Genomic DNA, 17593 nt, shown 5'->3' on the forward strand with positions numbered 1-17593 from the left:
CGATGTCCCGCTACGATCGCCTTTCCGCCGCGTTGCTGCGAGGCTTGCTTTGGTGCCTGGTCTGGCCGGCAAGCCTTGCCTCGGCGCACCCGCACGTGTGGATCGCGTACACGGCGAGCATCCGGATGGAAAACACGTCGATCGTCGCGCTCGACGAAACCTGGCGCTTTACGGAAGGCTTTCCCGTGCAGCTCGCCGGTATCGATCAGTTGCCCGCGAACGGTCTGCTGAGTGCGGCGCAAACGCAGCAGTTTCACGATCAGGCGTTCGTCTCGCTGGCCCATGCGTTCTTTTTCACGCACCTTTTCGTCGACGGTAATCCTCAGACCTTCGGCGAGCCGACCGGCTTCAAGGTGTCGGTCGCGGACGGCAAGATCACGTACGCGTTCCGGCTACCGCTCGCCGCGCCCGTGGACATACGCGGCAAGCAGGTCGAGCTTGGCGTGTGGGACCCTTCGTACTATGTGGACTACGAAGCGCAGTCCGACGGCGCCGTGGCGTTCGCGCCCGGCGCGCCCGCGAGCTGTTCGGTGCATACGGTCGTCGACAAGGCGCACCCGATCTTCAACGGATTCGTCTTGCCGCATGCGAGTGCGTTGACATGCTAGCTCGCGGGCTCATGCGCTGCCGCCGCGCGTTCGCTTGCTGGTTCGCCGCGTGGTTGACGCTCGCGCTCGTCACGATGTGTGCCGGCGCGCAAGCCCAGACGGTGGACGTGTTCGGCCAGCCGGTGGCCGCATCGGGGGCCGCGGCAGCGGCTGCCGCAGCTTCCGCGCCGGCCAGCGTGGCCACGCCGCCGGCCTGGTGGATACGCGACATGCCGGATTTCGTCCGGACCGGCGTGGGCGCCTGGCTGCGCGTGCAGGCGGACTGGAACGCACGGATCGAGGGTTTCCTCGCGCAGTGGCCGCATGGCGCGTCGCTGGCCGCATGGGCGACGTTGATCGCCGTGTCGTTCGGTTATGGCGTCCTTCACGCGTTCGGCCCCGGTCATGGCAAGGTCGTGGTCGGAACGTGGCTGGCGTCTCGCCGCGCGCGCGTGGCGGATGCCGTGCTGCTGGGTAGCTGGACCGCTATCGTCCAGGCGCTCAGCGCGATCGGGCTCGTGCTCGGCGCCGCCGGGTTCGCGCACGCGGGCCTCATGAGCGTGATGCCGCGTGCGGCATCCATGGAAACCATCAGCTACCTGCTGCTTTGCGTCACGAGTGCCTGGGCGATCCGGTCGAGGCGGGCGCGCGATCAATGCTGCGAGGAACCGCCGGTAGTGAGGTTTCCGCGCGCCGCAGAGGAGGCAAGCGGCGGCCGGCCGGCCCAGGGCGCGTATCTGCGCGAACGTCTCGCGAGCGCGTCGCAAGCGGCTGGAGGCAAGACGAATTCCGCGTTCCGTGCGACAGCGGACGTTCGCTCGACGCCGAAGGCGCCGGCACGCTCGCGACTGAGGCAGATCGGTCCACTCGGGCTTGCCGCCGGCGTGCGGCCCTGCATCGGCGCCATCTTCGCGCTGGTCACGTCCATGGCGGTCGGGGCGCTCGTGGCCGGCGTCGTCGCGACGTTCGCGATGGCCGCGGGCGTGGCGACGACGGTCGTGCTGACGGGGCTCGGCAGCATCGGCGCGAATCGCACGCTGGCGCGCCTCGCACTGCGGCTGCGCCTGCGCCCGGCTCGTGTGGGACGCATCGTTTCGATCGGCGCGATTGTCGTGATCCTGCTGATCTCCGCGCTGCAACTCGCGCTGCTGCTCGGCGGAGTGACGACGGCGTCCTTGTCGTAGACCGCGGATCTTCGCCATGCCGTAAACGGAACGCGGCGGCCGGGGCAGGGCGCCCCGGCCGCCGCGTCGACTGCGGACTGATTAGTGCTTCAGGCAGGTATCCGCGTTCTTCCAGGTGCAGGTGTCGAGCCCGGTATGGATGAGCGGCTTCACCGTCTTGCCCTGGGCGAGGTCGCGCATGATCATCGCGGCCTGGTAGCCCATCTCCTCAGGCCGCTGACCCACGAGGATGTTGACCTTGTGGTCCTTCAGGGCCTGCAGCTCCGGTCCGAGCGTATCCGCCGAGACGATGACGAACTGGCCGCTCTTGATCTTGTCCATGATCGGCCCGACCACCTGCGAATAGGCTTCCGGCGCGAAGAGCGGCCAGCCGCCCTCCAGCACGAAGGCGTCGAGGCCGGTGGGATTCGCCGTGAGCGTGTCCTGCATCATCTGGTTCGCCTTGGCGGCGTCGTCGTTCACATAGAGCGGGCAGGCGCTGATTTCATGCCAGCCGTTCTCGCCCGCGAGCTTTTCGATCCCCTTCTTGCCGGAGAGCGCATCGCGCGTGCCCTGGGCGCGCTGGTTGATGTTCTCGGCCGCGGGATTGCCCATCACGAGGCAGATATTGCCGCCCTTCGGCATCAGCAACTTGAGCTGCTCGCCGAGCTTGAAGCCCAGCTCGTAGTTGTCGGTGCCGACATAGCTCTTGCGCAGCGAAGCATCCTTCGGCAGCAGGTCGGCGTCCGTCGTGATGACTGGGACCGAGCCGTTGTGGTGCCGCAGGACTTCCGCCACGGCCGGCGCGTTCGAGGGCGAAATCGCCATCGCCGCGACACCCTTGGTCAGCAGGTCGTCGATGATCTGCACTTCCGCGCTTTCGTCAGCCGCTGTCGCGGGTCCCGTGTAGTAGCAGTTGAACCCTTGCTTGTGGAGTTCCTTGTTCGCCCGTTCGCATCCCTGGCGCATGAGGTCGAAGTAGGGGTTGTCGAGCCCCTTCACCACCAGCGCCAGCGTTTTGTCTGCCGAGAAGGCGGGACTACTCAGCATTGCCAGCCCGCCGATTGCAGCAAGACACCACATCCATGCCTTTCTCATTGTCGCCTCCTGTGTTGCGCCGGGTCTACGGCGCCTGTGTCTCATCACACACCTCGTCAACATCGTATGAAAAGCCCGCTTTCACCTGCCTGCGCATCCGGGCTCACCCGCAGCATCGCGCGATGCGGCCGGATGGCGTCCGGTCGTCGCGCGCGGTGTCCTGCGTCCTCCGTACCCCGGCGCCGTTCGCGGCACCCGGATACCCTCAATTGCGTTGCCGGTCTCCGCTGAACCGGTTGAGCAGCACCGCGACGATGATGAAGCTGCCGACCACCGTGCCCTGCCAGAACGAATCGACGCCGAGCAGGATCAGGCTGTTGCGGATGACTTCGATGAGCGCCGCGCCCACGACCGTGCCGAAGGCGCTGCCGACGCCGCCCGCAAGATTGCTGCCGCCGATCACGGTCGCCGCGATGACGCGCAGTTCGTCGCCGGTGCCGAGGCCGGTCGTCACCGCGCCGAGCCAGCCGACTTCGAGGATGGCCGCGACGCCCGCCATGAGGCCGCCGAGCACGTAGACGGAACAGATGATGCGGCGCACCGGCACGCCCGCGAGGTTGGCCGCGTGGCGGTTGCCGCCGACGGCGAAGACGTAGCGGCCCCAGCGCGTCCAGCGGAAGGCGAACCAGAAGGCGACGGCGAGCACGACGAGGAACCACACGGGATTGGCGACGCCGAGGGTCTTGCCGCCGCCGAGCGCAAGCAGCTGGCTGCCGTCCGGCCCGAACTCGAAAATGGTGCGGCTGCGCGAGATCACGAGCGCGAGACTGCGGCCGATGCTCAGCATGCCGAGCGTGACGACGAAGGGCTGCATGTCGAGGTAAGCGATGAGCACGCCGTTCACGAGCCCGACAAGCCCGGCGGTCAACAGCGCCATGCCGATGCCGGCCCAGATGGGGTAGCCGGCGTTCATGACCACCGAGAGCACGATGCCGGAGACGCCGATCGTCGAACCGACGGAAATGTCGATGCCGCCCGTAATGATCACGGCCATCATGCCGAGCGCGACAATGGCGACGAAAGCGAAGTTGCGCGTTACGTTGAAGAGGTTTTGCGAGGTCGCGAAGCTCGACGTCACGAACGACAGTACGATGCAGCCGATGATGGTGGCGAGCACCACCCAGAATACCTGGCTCGCGACGAGCCCGCTCCACGGCGTATGGGTCTTCGTTGCCTGCGGGTCGTCGAGCAGTGTCGGCGTGGGGGTCGGCCTTCCAGGCGGCTCGTTCAATTCTTGGCTCCCGTGCATGTCCGGCTCAGGCGGCGGCGATGGCGCCGGTAATGAGGCCCGTCACTTCTTCCGGCGAGGACGCCTCCGTGCTCTTGTCCGCGACCTTGCGCCCGCGCCGCATGACGATCACGCGGTGGGCGACGGAGAAGACGTCGGGCATGCGGTGGCTGATCAGAATGACGGCGATGCCGTGATCGGACAGCCGCTTGATGAGTTCGAGCACCTCCGCCACCTGGCGCACGCTGATCGCGGCCGTCGGCTCGTCCATGATGACGAGGCGCGCTTCGGAAAGGCGCGTGCGGGCGATCGCCACCGCCTGCCGTTGGCCGCCCGACATCTGCCGCACGAGGTCGTGCGGGCGCGTTTCGGATTTGAGTTCCTTGAAGAGTTCGCCGGCGCGCCGGAACATGGTCGCGTGATCGAGCACGCGAAAAGGCCAGAACCCGATCCGCGGTTCGCGGCCGAGAAAGACATTGGCGGCTGCCGTGAGGTTGTCGCAGAGCGCGAGGTCCTGATAGACGACCTCGATCCCGCGGGCGCGCGCATCGATCGGTTTGCTGAAATGGACCGGCTTGCCGTCGATGAGCATTTCGCCATGCGAAGGCGGGAAGTTGCCGGCGATCACCTTGGCCAGCGTGGACTTTCCGGCTCCATTGTCGCCCATGAGCCCGACCACCTGGCCCGGCTCCAGACTGAGCGTCACGTCGGTCAGGGCGTGAATGGCGCCGAAGTACCTTGAAACGCCTCTGAGCTCCAATAGACTCATGGACTGTCGCGCTCGCTCCGATAGAGATCCGCCGCCCCCGCAGAGCGACGAGTAGATAGTCAAACTAAATGATTTTTAGAGCACGATCGCCATTTTTGCAAGGCCGTTTAGGCAGTCATTTTCATGGCCACTTTTACAGCCGGTTTATCGGGCGCACGGGAGGAAAGGGGCCTCGGATGGGCGTCATCCGAAGCGGACGCTCCATTACAATGGCCTTTTGAACGCCCTCCGCGCTACGCCTGTATTTTATGTCGCAAAGTGACCTTGTTTTCGCCCCGAGCCTTACTGCATCGAGAGGCCCATGCCTATGACGCGCCGCAAAACGACTGGAAAAGTGACGAAAGCGGATCTGCGGGAGCTTTCGGAGTTTCGCTATCGACTGCGTCGATTCTTGCGGTATTCGGAAGAAATCGTCCATGCCGAGGGCGTCACGCCGCTGCAATACATGCTGATGCTGCACACGCGTGCTTTCCCCGACCGCGACTGGGCCACGGTGGGCGAACTGGCGGAGCGTCTGCAGGCGTCCTCGCATGGGACCGTCGCGCTCGTCACGCGCTGCGAGGCGGCCGGGCTCGTCCGCCGGGTGCCGGGTTCGCATGACCGGCGGCAGGTTCAGGTGCACCTCACGCCGGAGGGCGAGCGTTGCCTCGCGAAACTGGCTGCACTGCACAAGTCGGAGGTTCAGGCCTTCGGCTGGGCGTTTCGCGAGGAACACGACGACCGGCGACGGCAATCCGCGGGCCAGGAGTCAGGCGGGTTCTGAGGGCTTGCGCTACGGCTGCGGTTGATAAACGAGGTCGGCGCGCCGGTTCTGGGCCCACGATGCTTCGTCGTGCCCGAGGGCGACGGGCTTTTCCTTCCCAAGGCTGACCGCTTCGATCTGCGAATCGGGCACGCCGAGCGTTTCGAGTTCATGCAGCACGGCCTGCGAGCGGCGCTCGCCGAGCGCAAGGTTGTACTCGTCCGAGCCGCGCTCGTCGGTGTTGCCCTGGATGAGCACGTGCTGGCCCGGATGGCGTCGCAGGTAGTCGGCGAGCGCGCGCAACAGCGGCTGGTAGTCGCCCTTCACCGTGTCGCTGTCGAAATCGAAATAGAGGTTGCGCTTCGCGAGCGGGCCGTTGGGATTGTTGAGCTCGTCGGTCGCTGCGGTCGCTGCCATCGGTTCGGAGACCGGTTGCGAGGCCGCTGGGTTCGTGTTTGCCGTGCCGGTGGCCTGGGGCGCCGATGCCGGGTGATGGCATCCGGCAAGGAGCGCGGCCAGCAGCATGGCGGCGCAGGATCGATGCAAATTCATTCGGTTTCCGGGAAAGAGGCCGGGCGCGGGCACCCCGGTCGCACGTTGCAGTCTAGCGAGCAATGGTACACGACGCCTCGGTAATTTCCCGCGCCGCGAAAGTCCGTGAATTTAAGTTTCGTTTAAGCCTGCCCGCCTAAATTGCCATACATGTCACGTCGTGATCGTTCTTTGCAATGGGCTTTCGATCATTGCAGGAAACGATGGCGCGTGACCGTTGTGCCTCAGCTTTGACGGACAGGACGTCCGGTTGCCGTTGGCAGCGACGGCGGCAACTTCCCCTCACCCAGCGTCGCCGCTGGGTTTTTTTTCGGGTGTTCGAGATGCGCCGGGAAGCCGAGGTAGAGGTCTACGGGGTCGAAATGAGTCTTGCAGACAAGGTGGAACGCCGCTTGCTGGGCACGGCACGCATTCTGTGTATCGTCGCGCTGGTCGCTGCTGTGATGGGCATGATCGCCGTTGTCTTCGCGCTTGCCGCGCCCGCAGGTACGGGTGTGATCGCCGACCCGCCCGTCGCGGCCAGCGACGTGCTGGGCACGATCCCGGGCACCGAGGCGGCCAACGACGCGTTGTCGAACGGCGCGGCGCCCACGCTCGACGTGGCGGGCGCCGCGGGCCTCGTGGTGCCGGCTGCGCTTCGCGCGGTGCTGAATCAGGACGACGCGAGCCAGACGGTGCTCGATGGCTGGCTGGGAAGCGTGCCGCCCCCGGACCGGCAGCCGTTCCTGGACGAACTTTCCGACGTGATCGCGCGCGCCAGCCAGCACGCGGCGACCTGGGAATGGGACGATCGGGAACGCTATGTGGCGGCGGCGATGAGCCAGTACGCGCATATGAAGATCGAGCGTGTTACGTTGGCCGCCAACGCCATCGAGGCCGAGAACAATCGAAGCGGGCAATTCCGGTCGTCGCTCGGAATACTGCTGGCGCTCGCGGGCTTTCTCACGGTGCTGATCCTGCTCATGGCGATCGAGCGCAATACGCGGTCCTTGCGCGGGCAGCGGCAGGGCTGAGTCAACGCAACGTAGCCGCGCCCGCATCGAACTCCCGCACCCAGCTCGCGCGCCAGCCATCGCGCGTGGCTTCATCGACCCACGCACCGTCGATGCCGTTGAGCATGAACGCGCGCAGATCGTCGATGCCGAAGCCGAAGTGGCTGAACATCAGTTCCCACGCCTCGCTGGGTGTGACCTTGTGCAGCGTCGGGTCGTCGGTATTCGGATGGATCTTGAGGCCGAGGCCCGGCATCCGGCGGATCGGATGGCGTTCCGCCCATTGGTCGGCGGGCAGCGTGCGCAGATACCAGGAGTTGGTCGGGACCACGGTGAACACGATTCCTGCTGCCGCATAACGCGTGGCCAGCGCGGGATTGTCCACGATCGTATAGCCGTGGTCCACGCGGTCCACCTTCAGCAGGTCCACGGCGGTCTCCACGTTGCGCCAGGGCATGCCGAATTCCCCCGCGTGCGCGGTGGTCCGGAACCCTGCTTCGCGCGCGTGACGATAAGCTTTCCAGAACAATTCGGGTGGCCGGTCGTTCTCGCGATAGTCGATGCCAAGCCCGGCCACCTCCTCGACGCGGTGCTGCTTCATCCATTCCACCAGCGCCACGGCTTCGTCCGGATCGGCTTCGCGGTCGATGCTCGGGATCAGCCGCGCCGAGATGGCGAAATCGCGCGCCGCGTCGCGAATCGCCATGACGATCGCGGCCTGCGCGTCGCCGTATGCAATCTTCGATACGCGCACGGTGCCGGTGGGGTTCCAAAAGAATTCGGCGTGACGCACGTTGTGCGCCGAGGCGTCCTCGAGATATTCGTAAGCAATGCGATGCAGGTCGTCGGGCTCGGCCAGCAGGTGTTCGTCGAGCGCGCGCAGGACGCGCAACACGCCAACCGGCTTCTCGCCGCGCGTGTAGAACGCGTCGATCTCCTCGCGCGTGATCGGCGCCCGACGCTTTTCGGCGAGATCGACAAAGGTCTGGTGGCGGACCGCGCCGAGCAGATGGCAATGCAGTTCGACTTTTGGAATCGCCCGGAAGAATGCCCGATGGGCCGGCGTCACCACGATGCCGGTGCGGGAGGCGGGTACGTTGCCTGGTGTCTCGTTCATGTTTTCTATGGTGTTGCGATCAGACGGATTTACTGCGCGGATTCACCGTGCGGCTTCAATGCGGCTTGACGACGGTCCAGAAATAGTAGCCGAGCGGAACGGCCAGCACGGCAAGGCCCCACGGCACCTCGCTCAGGCGCCCGGCGAGCAGTTTCACGAGCACGTAGACGAGGAGGCCGCCGGCAATGCCGGTGCCGAAGCTGTTGGACATCAGCGTGAGCAGCACCATGAACAGCACCGGCACGGCGTCGGTGAAATCGCTGAGCTGCGCGTGGCGGATCGTGCTGAACATCGAAAGGCCGATCAGGATCAGCGCGGGTGCGGTGGCTTCCTTCGGAATGCTTAGCGCCACCGGAACGAACAGGAGTGTCAGCGCGAACATCGCGGCGGCGGCGAGCGACGAGAGGCCGCTGCGGCCGCCCGCTTCGGCGCCCGCGGCCGATTCGACGAGCGCCGTCATCGCCGGAATGCCGAGCACGGGACCAAGCATCGCGGCGATGGAGTCGACGAGGAAGGGCCGGTTGATGTTCGGCAGGTTGCCGTGTTCATCGAGCAGATTGGCCTTGGCGCCGACGGCGAGCGTCGTGCCGAGCGTGGAGAAGAACTCGGCGGCGAAGAACGCGAACAGGTACGGCAAGGCGGCGATGGTCAGCGCGCTGCGAATGTCGAGCTTGAAGGATACCGGCATGATGTCGTGCGGCAGCGCGATCGGCGCAGCGGGCAGGTGCGTGACGCCGAGCGGCACCCCCACGGCCGCGGCAATCAGGATGGCCCAGAGTATCGCGCCCGGCACGCGGCGGCCCTGCAGCAGCACGGCGGCCGCGAGACCGGTCAACGCGACGAGCGTGCCCGGCCGCGAGAAGTCGCCGAGGGCGAGGGCATTGGTCTTCGCATTGGCGACGACCATGCCCGCATTGCGAAAGCCGAGCACGGCGATGAATAGGCCGATCGAAGCGCCGAGACTGAGCTTGATCTGCGCGGGGATCAGCCGCACCACGAGGCTGCGCGCGCCGAGCAGCGTGAGGACGAGAAAGAGGGCGCCGGAGACGAAGGCGATGCCAAGCCCGGTCTGCCAGGCGACGTGCTCCGTTGCCGCGAGCGTGACGCCGACGATCACCGATCCGCCGATACCCGGCCCCACCATGAACGGCAGATTGGTATAGAGCCCCATGAAAAGGGTGCCCGCGACGAACAGGATGATGGTCGAAGTCGTGGCCGCGCCGCGATCCATGCCGCCCGTCGCGAGCAGCGAGGGGATCACGACGAGCAGATAGGCGGCGGCAAGAAACGACGTGATGCCGGCGAGCGCCTCGATTCTCGGCGTCGTATTGCGCGCACGCAGGGCGAAATGCCGGTCCAGCCAGCCCGTAGTTGCGGTAGTTACGGTAGCCGCGGTGGTCGCGACGGCGCCGCGATCGCCGTCTGAGGGCGGCGCGCCGATTGCTCCCGGAGTTGCGGAATCGGCGGAAGAGTCCTTACTCATCGAACATTTTCTCCTCTTGAGGTTCAACCTTATACTGCTGCGCATCGCGTCTTTCCAGCGCCCCGCCATGTCCAGCCGCTCATCCCTGCTTCCCGCGCTCACGCTCAAACAGATCCAGTACTTCGTGGTGCTCGCGCATGCCGGCAGCTTCACGCAGGCCGCCCGCGAACTGGCGCTGACTCAGCCGGCCCTGACCGCGGCGATTCGCCAGATCGAGAACCTGCTGGGAGGCGCGCTGTTCGCCCGCTCGGCCCATCGCCTCACGCTGACCGATGCGGGCGCCAGCGTGCTTCCGCTCGCCGAACGCCTGCTCAATAGCGCGCGCGGCACGTTCGACGACATGGCCAGCACCTTCGCCGAACGCGCGCGAACCGTGCGCATCGGCCTGATTCCCTCGGTGGCCGGCCGCCTGATGCAGGCGCTGACGGCGCTCGGCGAACGGGAGCCGTCGCTGCGCTTCGTCGTGCAGGATCTGCCCAACAGCGCGTTGCTCGAAGCGATCCGCGAAGGGCGCGTCGATCTGGGTATTGGCGTGCACGAACCCGAAGTCGCGGACACCGACGCCGTGCTGCACTACCAGCCGCTCATCGAAGACGAGATCGTGGTGGTCACGCGGCGCGACGATCCGCTCGCGAAGCGCCGCACGGTGAACTGGAGCCGGCTGACCGATCGCCCGCTCGCGGTATTCGTGCGCGGCAGCGTGAGCGACGCGCTGCAACGTACCGGGATGGCCGAGAATTTGCGCCTGAGCGTCAGCTATCGCATGGAATACACCGAGTCGCTCTACGCACTCGTGCGCAACGGTCTTGCGCTTGCGGTGCTGCCCAGCCTCTACACGATGCATCTGCACGATCCGGAGCTCATCGCGATACGGCTCGACAAGCCGTGCGTCACGCGCTCCATTGCGCTTATTTCGCTGGCCGACGACGACCGGGGGCCGCATGTGCGCATCTGCAGGGAATGGATCGCCGCGAAGCTTTAACGCCATGTCCTCTCCGGTATGTCAGTGCCGCGCGGGCGGCTCGCCTTGCCTGCGCGCTGGAAACTGGCCACCACTATACGGATCCGCAGAATAAAAAATAATTTTGTTTTTTTATAGGATCGAAGATTGAATTTATGGCCACCGATTCGACGGGCGCAACGCCTGCGGGGGCCGCACACGACGCCGGCTAGAATAAATTGAATTTATAGACAGATAACAATAATAAGTTTTTGTTTTCTACGCGACCTGCATACACTGCGGGCAATCAAGCGGATGGCGGCCGTGAACGGGTTGACCCGCGCCGGCCCGCGCCGCTCACGTGACCGCATGACCCGCAAACAGGCAGACGATCCCTGCATCGCAACGGATTCATCAAGGACTCCTGCTTAAACGGCCGGCCATGAAATCCCGGAACGCGTGCAAGCCGATTCATTTCAAAGCTGTGCTCACACCAAAATGGGGATCCGTTCCATGAAAAAGTGGCTTCTTTTCGCTTCCGTACTGGGCGTGTCCGGCGCCGCGCATGCGCAAAGCAGCGTGACGCTCTATGGTCGCATCGATACGGGCCTGCAGTATCAGACCGGCATGCCGCAAGGCAACGCATTCACGATGGAAAGCGGAAACTGGGACGTGCCGCGTTTCGGCGTGAAAGGCTCGGAGGAGATTGGCGGCGGAACCAAGATCATCTTCACGCTGGAGGCCGGCTTCAATTCGCTGAACGGCCAGCTCGGCGGCACGCTGTTCAGCCGGCAGGCGATCGTCGGCGCGACCAATGACGCCTGGGGCACGTTCAAGGTCGGCAACATGGGCGAGTACGAACTTCAGCAGGACAGCTTCGAACTCGACCCGCAGTTGATGATGCTCTATGGCATCCAGACGCTGGTGCGTGGCCGCAACTGGTCGACGGCTTCGAACGGGTTCGAATATACGTCGCCGACGCTGGGCGGCCTGCGGGTGAAGGGGCAGTACGATCTGACCAATAGCGCCACATGGAACGCGGGCAATCCGGGCAGCGGCCCGGGGCAGCTTGGCGGTCCGCAGGGGCGCTCGGACGGCATCGAGTTTCTCTACGACATCGGCAGTGCGCGCCTGATGGCGATTTACGACGAGATTCGTGACAGCAATGGCCAGTTCGACAACGTCTACGTGAACTCGCGCTCGATCATGGCCGGCGGCACGTACACGATCGGCGGGGTGACGTTCTACGGCGGCTATCAGTTGCTCGACGCGCCGCAGGCGTCCAATGTCGGCTACTTCGGCGACGGCGCGCCGACCGCGCAGCCTTCGGGTACGTCGCTGCCAACCCAGGCCGAGCAGGAATGGCTTGGCGCACGCTGGAACGTGACGGCCTTTACGTCGTTCGGCGCGGCCGTCTATCACACGAACGCGAACCACGGCAACGGCAACGCCACGCTCTACACGTTGACGGCAACGTACGCGCTCTCGAAGCGCACCACGTTCTATTCGGAAGTGGCGACCGTGCGCAACAGCTCGACTTCCAATATCGGGCTGGGCGACGGCTATAGCGATCCCTATGGCGCGAACGAGGTCAACGACCCAGCGAGCGGCGCGGCGAACACCCGCACCGATCCGAATTTTGGCGGCTCACAAACGGGCGTGTTCGCGGGCATTCTGACGCGGTTCTGATCCGGGTCTGCCGCGCGCGGCGCGCAAGCAGCGCCGCCGCAGGCTAGCCGAAATCGTGCGGTTCTCCTATTGGTGGAAGTCACAAGTCTTCGACGGTGAGAGGAAAGTTGCGTCGGCACCGTTTGCCTTCGCGTGGCAACGCGTTTCCTCTCCACCTGGCGTTGCGTTTCGCGGTCTCGAGAACGTTGACGACAATGCATTCGTCGCCCATATTGTTGCGATTGCCGAACGCGCCGGTTTCGCGGCGCCTTGAATGCACAGAACGACAACAAACTCAACCCAGGAGACACAGATGCACGGCAGGCAACTGGCGGTATGCGCGCTGTTCGCGGTGGCGGGATTGGCGTCAGGCAGCGCGGGCGCCGCGACGGACATCACGATCGCACACGTCTACGACGACAGCGGCCCGCTGTCGGTATACGGCAAGCAAACCGACACGGGGCTCATGCTGGGCATCGAGTACGAGACGCAGGGCACGATGAGCGTGGACGGTCACAAGCTCGTCGTCATTCACAAGGATACCCAGGGAAAGCCCGATGTCGCCCGCGCGCAGCTCGAAGCGGCGTATAACGACGACCACGCCGACGTTGCCGTCGGGGCGACCGGCTCCGGCGAGGCGCTGGCGATGGAGCCGATCGCGCAGCAGTACCAGAAGGTCCTGCTCGTCGACTCGGCCGTGGCCGATTCGGTCACCGGCAAGAACTGGAACCGCTATGTGTTCCGCTCGGCGCGCAATTCCTCGCAGGACGCGATTGCGAATGCACGGGCGCTCGACCAGCCGGGCGTGGAAATCGCCACGCTGGCACAGGACTATGCGTTCGGGCGTGACGGCATCAAGGCCTTCAAGGGCGCGCTGAAGAACGCCAAGGTCGTGCACGAAGAGTACCTGCCGCTGAATACGACCGACTTCACGGCCGCGGCCCAACACCTGTTCGATTCGCTGAAGGATCAACCCGGCCGCAAGGTCATCTTCATTCTGTGGGCCGGGCAGGGCAATCCGTTCAAGATCGCCGATCTCGATCCGCAGCGCTACGGCATCCAGATCGCGACGGGCGGCAACATCCTGCCGGCGCTTGCTGCATACAAGCGTTTCCCGGGCATGGAAGGCGCAACGTATTACTACTACGGCATCCCGAAGAACAAGGCCAACGACTGGCTGGTCTCCACCTATGAAGCGCGCTACAAGGAACCGCCCGACTTCTTTACCGTCTGCGGCGTGGCGGCCGGCATCGCGCTCGTCGACGCGCTGAAGAAGACCGGCGGCGACCCGAATGCCGACAAGCTGATCGGCGCGATGGAAGGCATGTCGTTCGAGACGCCGAAGGGGGCGATGACGTTCCGCAAGCAGGACCACCAGGCCATGCAGTCCATGTATCACTTCAAGATCGCGGTCGATCCGAAGCTGACGTGGGCCGTGCCGGAGCTGGTCAACGAGATCAAGGCCTCCGACATGGACGTGCCCATCGAGAACCATCAGTGAGCACGCCCGGGAGCACACCCGGCAGGACGCTCGAAACGCGCGAACTGACGATCCGCTTTGGCGGCCATGTGGCCGTCAATGCGGTGTCGTGCACGTTCCGGGCGGGCGAACTGACGTGCATCGTCGGCCCCAACGGGGCCGGCAAGACGACCTTTTTCAACCTGATCTCGGGGCAGTTGCCGCCGAGCGCCGGCCACGTGCTGCTTGACGGTCAAGACGTCACGCGCCTCCCGGTGCCGGCGAAGACGCGACGCGGCATCGGCCGCGCCTTTCAGCTCACCAACCTGTTTCCGCGCCTCTCAGTGTTCGAGAACGTGCGGCTCGCCGTGCAGGCGCGCCGGCACAAGGCGTTCGATCTGCTCTCGGTGTGGAGTGCGCATCGCGCGCTGCGCGAGCAGGCCGAAGCCTGCCTCGAGCGGGTGGCGCTGGCGGAAAAGCGGCATCTCCCGGCGGCTTCGCTGCCGCATGGCGATCAGCGCAAGCTGGAGGTGGCGATGATGCTCGCGCTCGAACCCCGCGTCTTCATGTTCGACGAACCCACGGCCGGCATGAGCGTCGACGAGGTGCCGGTGATCCTCGACCTGATTCACGAAATCAAGCGCGACAGCAGCAAGATCGTGCTGCTCGTCGAGCACAAGATGGACGTGGTGCGTTCGCTCGCCGACCGCATTATCGTGCTGCACAACGGCACGCTCGTGGCCGACGGCGATCCGGCCGAGGCGATGGCCTCGCCGATCGTGCAGCAGGCCTATCTGGGCGTCGCGTCCTGACCCGAAGGCCTGCCATGACCGAGAACCCCATCCTGAGGCTGCATGACGTCGAGACCCACATCGGCCCGTATCACATCCTGCACGGCGTGAGCTTCGAGGTGCCGCGCGGCGGCGTGACGATGCTGCTGGGCCGCAACGGCGCCGGCAAGACCACGACGCTGCGCACCATCATGGGCATGTGGCGGCCGAGCGCGGGCACCATCGAGTTCGACGGCGTACCGATCGCGAAACAGCGCACGGCGGATATCGCGCGTGCCGGCATTGCCTATGTGCCCGAAAACATGGGCGTGTTCGCGGACCTGACCGTTGCCGAGAACATGCGGCTCGCGGCGCGCAGCGGCGATCTGGACTCCGAACGGCTCGACTGGGTGTTCCGCATGTTTCCGGCGCTCAAGACGTTCTGGCGCCAGCGCGCGGGCGTGCTGTCGGGCGGCCAGAAGCAGATGCTCTCGGTGGCGCGCGCCATCATCGAGCCGCGCCAGTTGCTGATCGTCGACGAACCGACCAAGGGGCTCGCGCCCGCGATCATCCAGAACATGATCGAAGTGTTCCTCGAACTGCGGCAGACCGCGATCTCGATCCTGCTGGTCGAACAGAACTTCCATATGGCGCGCTCGGTGGGCGACACGGTCGCGGTGATGGACGACGGGCGCGTCGTTCATCGCGGAACGATGGCCGGCCTTGCCGCGGACGAAGCGCTGCAGCAACGTTTGTTGGGATTGTCGCTCGCGGCGCACCAGTGATCCGCGGTGAGCCGCTGCGATCCGGATAAAGAGGAGACCCAAACACGTGAGCACCGTTACCCCGAAGTCTCAGGCAGGCGCAGCGGCTGCGCCTGCTGCCTTGCCCCAAGCGCGGCTCGACTGGATCCCGCTCGCGCTGGTGCCGCTCGTGATCGTGCTCGCGTACCCGCTCGTCGGCAGCGGATCGACCTGGTTCACGCTGAGCGTGGCGGGACTGGCGATGGGCATGATCATCTTCGTCGTCGCGTCGGGCCTGACACTCGTGTTCGGCCTCATGGACGTCCTCAACTTCGGCCATGGGGCTTTCGTGGCGCTCGGGGCCTATGTGGGCGCATCGGTCATGCTGCCGCTGGCCGCATGGAGCTCCGCGGACAGCATGGGCCTGAATCTCGGCGTGCTCGGTCTCGCGGCCTTCGCCGCGATGGCGGCGGGGGCCGCCATCGGTTTCGTGTTCGAGCGCCTGGCCGTGCGGCCGGTCTACGGCCAGCACCTCAAGCAGATCCTCGTCACGATGGGCGGCATGATCGTTGCGCAGGAAGCGATCAAGGTGATCTGGGGCGGCCAGGACATTGCGCTGGCGGTGCCGGCTCACCTCGAAGGCGCTGTCCTGCTGGGCGGCGCGGCGATCGAGAAGTATCGTCTGCTCGCCATGGCGCTGGGACTGGCCGTGTTCGTGGCGATGCTGCTCGTGCTGAGCCGCACGCGCATCGGCTTGCTGATCCGCGCCGGCGTGGAAAGCCGCGAAATGGTCGAAGCGCTCGGCTACCGGATCAATCGCGTGTTCATCGGCGTATTCGTGGTTGGCGCGGCGCTCGCCGGACTCGGCGGCGCGCTCTGGGGACTCTACCAGCAGAACGTTTCGGTCACGATCGGCGCCCAGCTCAACGTGCTGATCTTCATGGTCGTCATTATCGGCGGGCTCGGCTCGACCACCGGCTGTTTCATCGGCGCCTTGCTGATCGGGCTGATGGAAAACTACACGAGCTTCCTCTTCCCCCAGGTGGCGATGTTCTCCGATATCGCCCTGATGATGCTGGTCCTGCTCTGGCGCCCGCAGGGGCTCTATCCCGTGGCCCGGCGCTGAATGCGGAGCGTAACGTTGATGAATCGACTGCTTTCTGCCGACCTGCCCGGCAGCCGCACGCTCTCCGGTCTCGTGGCGGCGCTGCTGTTTGCGCTGGCCTTTGCGCCGTTTCTGTTCACGGGCGCGCGCGCCATCGACACTGCGGCGAAGATCTGCATCTTCGTCGTGCTCGCGGCGAGCTACGATCTGTTGCTCGGCTACACCGGCATTGTTTCGTTCGCCCACACGATGTTCTTCGGCATCGGCAGCTATGGGGTGGCGATTGCGATGTCGCGCTTCGAGCCCGGTTGGGCGTCGCTCCTCCTTGGCACGTGCGCCGCGCTTGCCGTCTCCCTGGTGCTGGCGGCGCTGATCGGGGTGTTTTCGCTGCGGGTGCGCGCGATCTTCTTCGCGATGATCACGCTCGCGGTGGCCACGGCTTTTGGCGGGCTGGTCTCGCGCCTGTCCGACTGGACCGGCGGCGAGGATGGTCTGACCTTCAGCGTGCCGAGGTGGCTCAGCCCAGCCTTCTCGCTCGGCGAGCGGCGCTGGTTCGGCGTGCATCCCGATGGCCGGCTGCTTGCGTATTACTTCGTCTTTGCCATCGCGCTGGTGCTGTTCCTCGTGTTGCTGCGCATCGTCAATTCGCCGTTCGGGCGCGTTCTGCAGGCGATACGTGAAAACGCGTTCCGCGCCGAGGCGATCGGCTACCGCACCTTCGTCTATCGCACCGTCGCCACCGTGCTCTCGGCCCTGTTCGCCACGCTGGCCGGAGCCCTGATGGCGCTCTGGCTCGGCTATAACGGTCCCGACACGTCGCTATCGCTCAACGTCATGGTCAATATCCTGCTCATGGTGGTGATAGGCGGGATGGGCACACTGTATGGCGCGGCCGTCGGTGCAGCGTTGTTCGTCGTCACGCAGACCTATCTGCAAGACCTGATGCGCTTCGCCAGCCACGCCGTATCGGCAGTGCCGGTCCTGTCGCGCCTCTTCGATCCGGAGCGCTGGCTTTTGTGGCTCGGGTTGCTGTTCATTCTCTGCGTTTATTACTTTCCACAGGGTATCGTAGGGCGCTTGCGCGAGACCCGTCGCCGGTCGGGTGGCGCATAGTCCGTATCCGTAGCATATCGACGGCCCGCTCTCGACTCATCAGACGCTCGACGAGATGGGAGCC

Annotated in this window: 17 protein-coding genes; 11 read left to right on the top strand and 6 right to left on the bottom strand. The window is 65.3% G+C overall.

Features of this window, described 5'->3' with window-relative positions:
* Positions 1–2: 2 nt before the first annotated feature.
* Entirely contained in the window at positions 3–608 is a 606-nt protein-coding gene (locus V8683_RS03020; RefSeq protein ID WP_411192372.1) for a DUF1007 family protein, read from the top strand.
* Positions 602–1771 carry a nickel/cobalt transporter gene (locus V8683_RS03025; RefSeq protein ID WP_411192373.1) on the top strand — a complete coding sequence of 390 codons (1170 nt, stop codon included), beginning with the start codon at positions 602–604 and terminating at the stop codon, positions 1769–1771. The genes V8683_RS03020 and V8683_RS03025 overlap by 7 nt, the downstream gene beginning before the upstream one ends.
* An 81-nt stretch (positions 1772–1852) precedes the next feature.
* Here the strand turns inward: V8683_RS03025 and V8683_RS03030 are convergent, their stop codons facing one another.
* The 3 genes from V8683_RS03030 to V8683_RS03040 all read right to left on the bottom strand — a co-directional run bounded on the left by V8683_RS03030 (position 1853) and on the right by V8683_RS03040 (position 4845).
* Positions 1853–2848: a sugar-binding protein gene (locus V8683_RS03030; RefSeq protein WP_411192374.1), complete on the bottom strand. Its 996-nt coding sequence runs from the start codon at positions 2846–2848 to the stop codon at positions 1853–1855.
* Between the two features lie 205 nt (positions 2849–3053).
* Positions 3054–4079: an ABC transporter permease gene (locus V8683_RS03035; protein WP_411192375.1), complete on the bottom strand. Its 1026-nt coding sequence runs from the start codon at positions 4077–4079 to the stop codon at positions 3054–3056.
* 25 nt (positions 4080–4104) lie between these two features.
* A complete protein-coding gene (locus V8683_RS03040) occupies positions 4105–4845 on the bottom strand; it encodes an ATP-binding cassette domain-containing protein (RefSeq protein WP_411192376.1) in 741 nt (246 codons plus the stop codon).
* Between the two features lie 307 nt (positions 4846–5152).
* Between V8683_RS03040 and V8683_RS03045 the strand changes: the two genes are divergently transcribed.
* Positions 5153–5608, top strand: coding sequence for a MarR family winged helix-turn-helix transcriptional regulator (locus V8683_RS03045; protein ID WP_411192549.1), 456 nt, complete (start codon positions 5153–5155; stop codon positions 5606–5608).
* Positions 5609–5617: 9 nt separating this feature from the next.
* On the opposite strand, the gene pal is transcribed toward V8683_RS03045, so the two are convergent.
* On the bottom strand, positions 5618–6139 hold the full coding sequence (gene pal, locus V8683_RS03050; RefSeq protein ID WP_411192377.1) for a peptidoglycan-associated lipoprotein Pal: 522 nt from the start codon (positions 6137–6139) through the stop codon (positions 5618–5620).
* Between the two features lie 323 nt (positions 6140–6462).
* Here pal and V8683_RS03055 point away from each other — a divergent pair, with 323 nt between their 5' ends.
* Positions 6463–7152 (top strand): hypothetical protein, encoded by a 690-nt coding sequence (locus V8683_RS03055; protein ID WP_462847651.1) that lies wholly within the window; start codon positions 6463–6465, stop codon positions 7150–7152.
* A 1-nt stretch (position 7153) separates the two neighbouring features.
* Here V8683_RS03055 and V8683_RS03060 read toward each other — a convergent pair whose 3' ends face one another.
* Together V8683_RS03060 and V8683_RS03065 are read right to left on the bottom strand one after the other, a co-directional pair.
* A complete protein-coding gene (locus V8683_RS03060) occupies positions 7154–8248 on the bottom strand; it encodes an adenosine deaminase family protein (RefSeq protein WP_411192379.1) in 1095 nt (364 codons plus the stop codon).
* A gap of 55 nt (positions 8249–8303) precedes the next feature.
* Positions 8304–9731, bottom strand: coding sequence for an NCS2 family permease (locus V8683_RS03065; protein ID WP_411192380.1), 1428 nt, complete (start codon positions 9729–9731; stop codon positions 8304–8306).
* 67 nt (positions 9732–9798) lie between these two features.
* Here V8683_RS03065 and V8683_RS03070 point away from each other — a divergent pair, with 67 nt between their 5' ends.
* The 7 genes from V8683_RS03070 (at position 9799) to V8683_RS03100 (ending at position 17529) form a co-directional block, all read left to right on the top strand.
* Positions 9799–10713: a LysR family transcriptional regulator gene (locus V8683_RS03070; RefSeq protein WP_411192381.1), complete on the top strand. Its 915-nt coding sequence runs from the start codon at positions 9799–9801 to the stop codon at positions 10711–10713.
* 471 nt (positions 10714–11184) lie between these two features.
* A complete protein-coding gene (locus V8683_RS03075) occupies positions 11185–12360 on the top strand; it encodes a porin (RefSeq protein ID WP_411192382.1) in 1176 nt (391 codons plus the stop codon).
* A gap of 292 nt (positions 12361–12652) precedes the next feature.
* Positions 12653–13840 carry a substrate-binding domain-containing protein gene (locus tag V8683_RS03080; protein ID WP_411192383.1) on the top strand — a complete coding sequence of 396 codons (1188 nt, stop codon included), beginning with the start codon at positions 12653–12655 and terminating at the stop codon, positions 13838–13840.
* Complete coding sequence (locus V8683_RS03085) at positions 13837–14610, top strand: ABC transporter ATP-binding protein (RefSeq protein ID WP_411192384.1); 774 nt, start codon at positions 13837–13839, stop codon at positions 14608–14610. The genes V8683_RS03080 and V8683_RS03085 overlap by 4 nt, the downstream gene beginning before the upstream one ends.
* 14 nt (positions 14611–14624) lie before the next feature.
* Positions 14625–15353, top strand: coding sequence for an ABC transporter ATP-binding protein (locus V8683_RS03090; RefSeq protein WP_411192385.1), 729 nt, complete (start codon positions 14625–14627; stop codon positions 15351–15353).
* Positions 15354–15399: 46 nt separating this feature from the next.
* A complete protein-coding gene (locus V8683_RS03095; RefSeq protein WP_411192386.1) occupies positions 15400–16437 on the top strand; it encodes a branched-chain amino acid ABC transporter permease in 1038 nt (345 codons plus the stop codon).
* An 18-nt stretch (positions 16438–16455) separates the two neighbouring features.
* Entirely contained in the window at positions 16456–17529 is a 1074-nt protein-coding gene (locus V8683_RS03100; RefSeq protein WP_411192387.1) for a branched-chain amino acid ABC transporter permease, read from the top strand.
* The last annotated feature ends 64 nt before the right edge of the window (positions 17530–17593 follow it).

Source organism: Paraburkholderia sp. AV2, from assembly GCF_054968425.1.

Bases quoted from the DNA above. Each gene is read 5' to 3' on its own strand.
- V8683_RS03030 (WP_411192374.1), bottom strand. From the start codon at position 2,848: ATGAGAAAGGCATGGATGTGGTGTCTTGCTGCAATCGGCGGGCTGGCA.
- V8683_RS03055 (WP_462847651.1), top strand. From the start codon at position 6,463: ATGCGCCGGGAAGCCGAGGTAGAGGTCTACGGGGTCGAAATGAGTCTT.
- V8683_RS03020 (WP_411192372.1), top strand. From the start codon at position 3: ATGTCCCGCTACGATCGCCTTTCCGCCGCGTTGCTGCGAGGCTTGCTT.
- V8683_RS03075 (WP_411192382.1), top strand. From the start codon at position 11,185: ATGAAAAAGTGGCTTCTTTTCGCTTCCGTACTGGGCGTGTCCGGCGCC.
- V8683_RS03025 (WP_411192373.1), top strand. From the start codon at position 602: ATGCTAGCTCGCGGGCTCATGCGCTGCCGCCGCGCGTTCGCTTGCTGG.
- V8683_RS03040 (WP_411192376.1), bottom strand. From the start codon at position 4,845: ATGAGTCTATTGGAGCTCAGAGGCGTTTCAAGGTACTTCGGCGCCATT.
- V8683_RS03080 (WP_411192383.1), top strand. From the start codon at position 12,653: ATGCACGGCAGGCAACTGGCGGTATGCGCGCTGTTCGCGGTGGCGGGA.
- V8683_RS03090 (WP_411192385.1), top strand. From the start codon at position 14,625: ATGACCGAGAACCCCATCCTGAGGCTGCATGACGTCGAGACCCACATC.
- V8683_RS03100 (WP_411192387.1), top strand. From the start codon at position 16,456: ATGAATCGACTGCTTTCTGCCGACCTGCCCGGCAGCCGCACGCTCTCC.
- V8683_RS03070 (WP_411192381.1), top strand. From the start codon at position 9,799: ATGTCCAGCCGCTCATCCCTGCTTCCCGCGCTCACGCTCAAACAGATC.
- V8683_RS03045 (WP_411192549.1), top strand. From the start codon at position 5,153: ATGACGCGCCGCAAAACGACTGGAAAAGTGACGAAAGCGGATCTGCGG.
- pal (WP_411192377.1), bottom strand. From the start codon at position 6,139: ATGAATTTGCATCGATCCTGCGCCGCCATGCTGCTGGCCGCGCTCCTT.
- V8683_RS03060 (WP_411192379.1), bottom strand. From the start codon at position 8,248: ATGAACGAGACACCAGGCAACGTACCCGCCTCCCGCACCGGCATCGTG.
- V8683_RS03065 (WP_411192380.1), bottom strand. From the start codon at position 9,731: ATGAGTAAGGACTCTTCCGCCGATTCCGCAACTCCGGGAGCAATCGGC.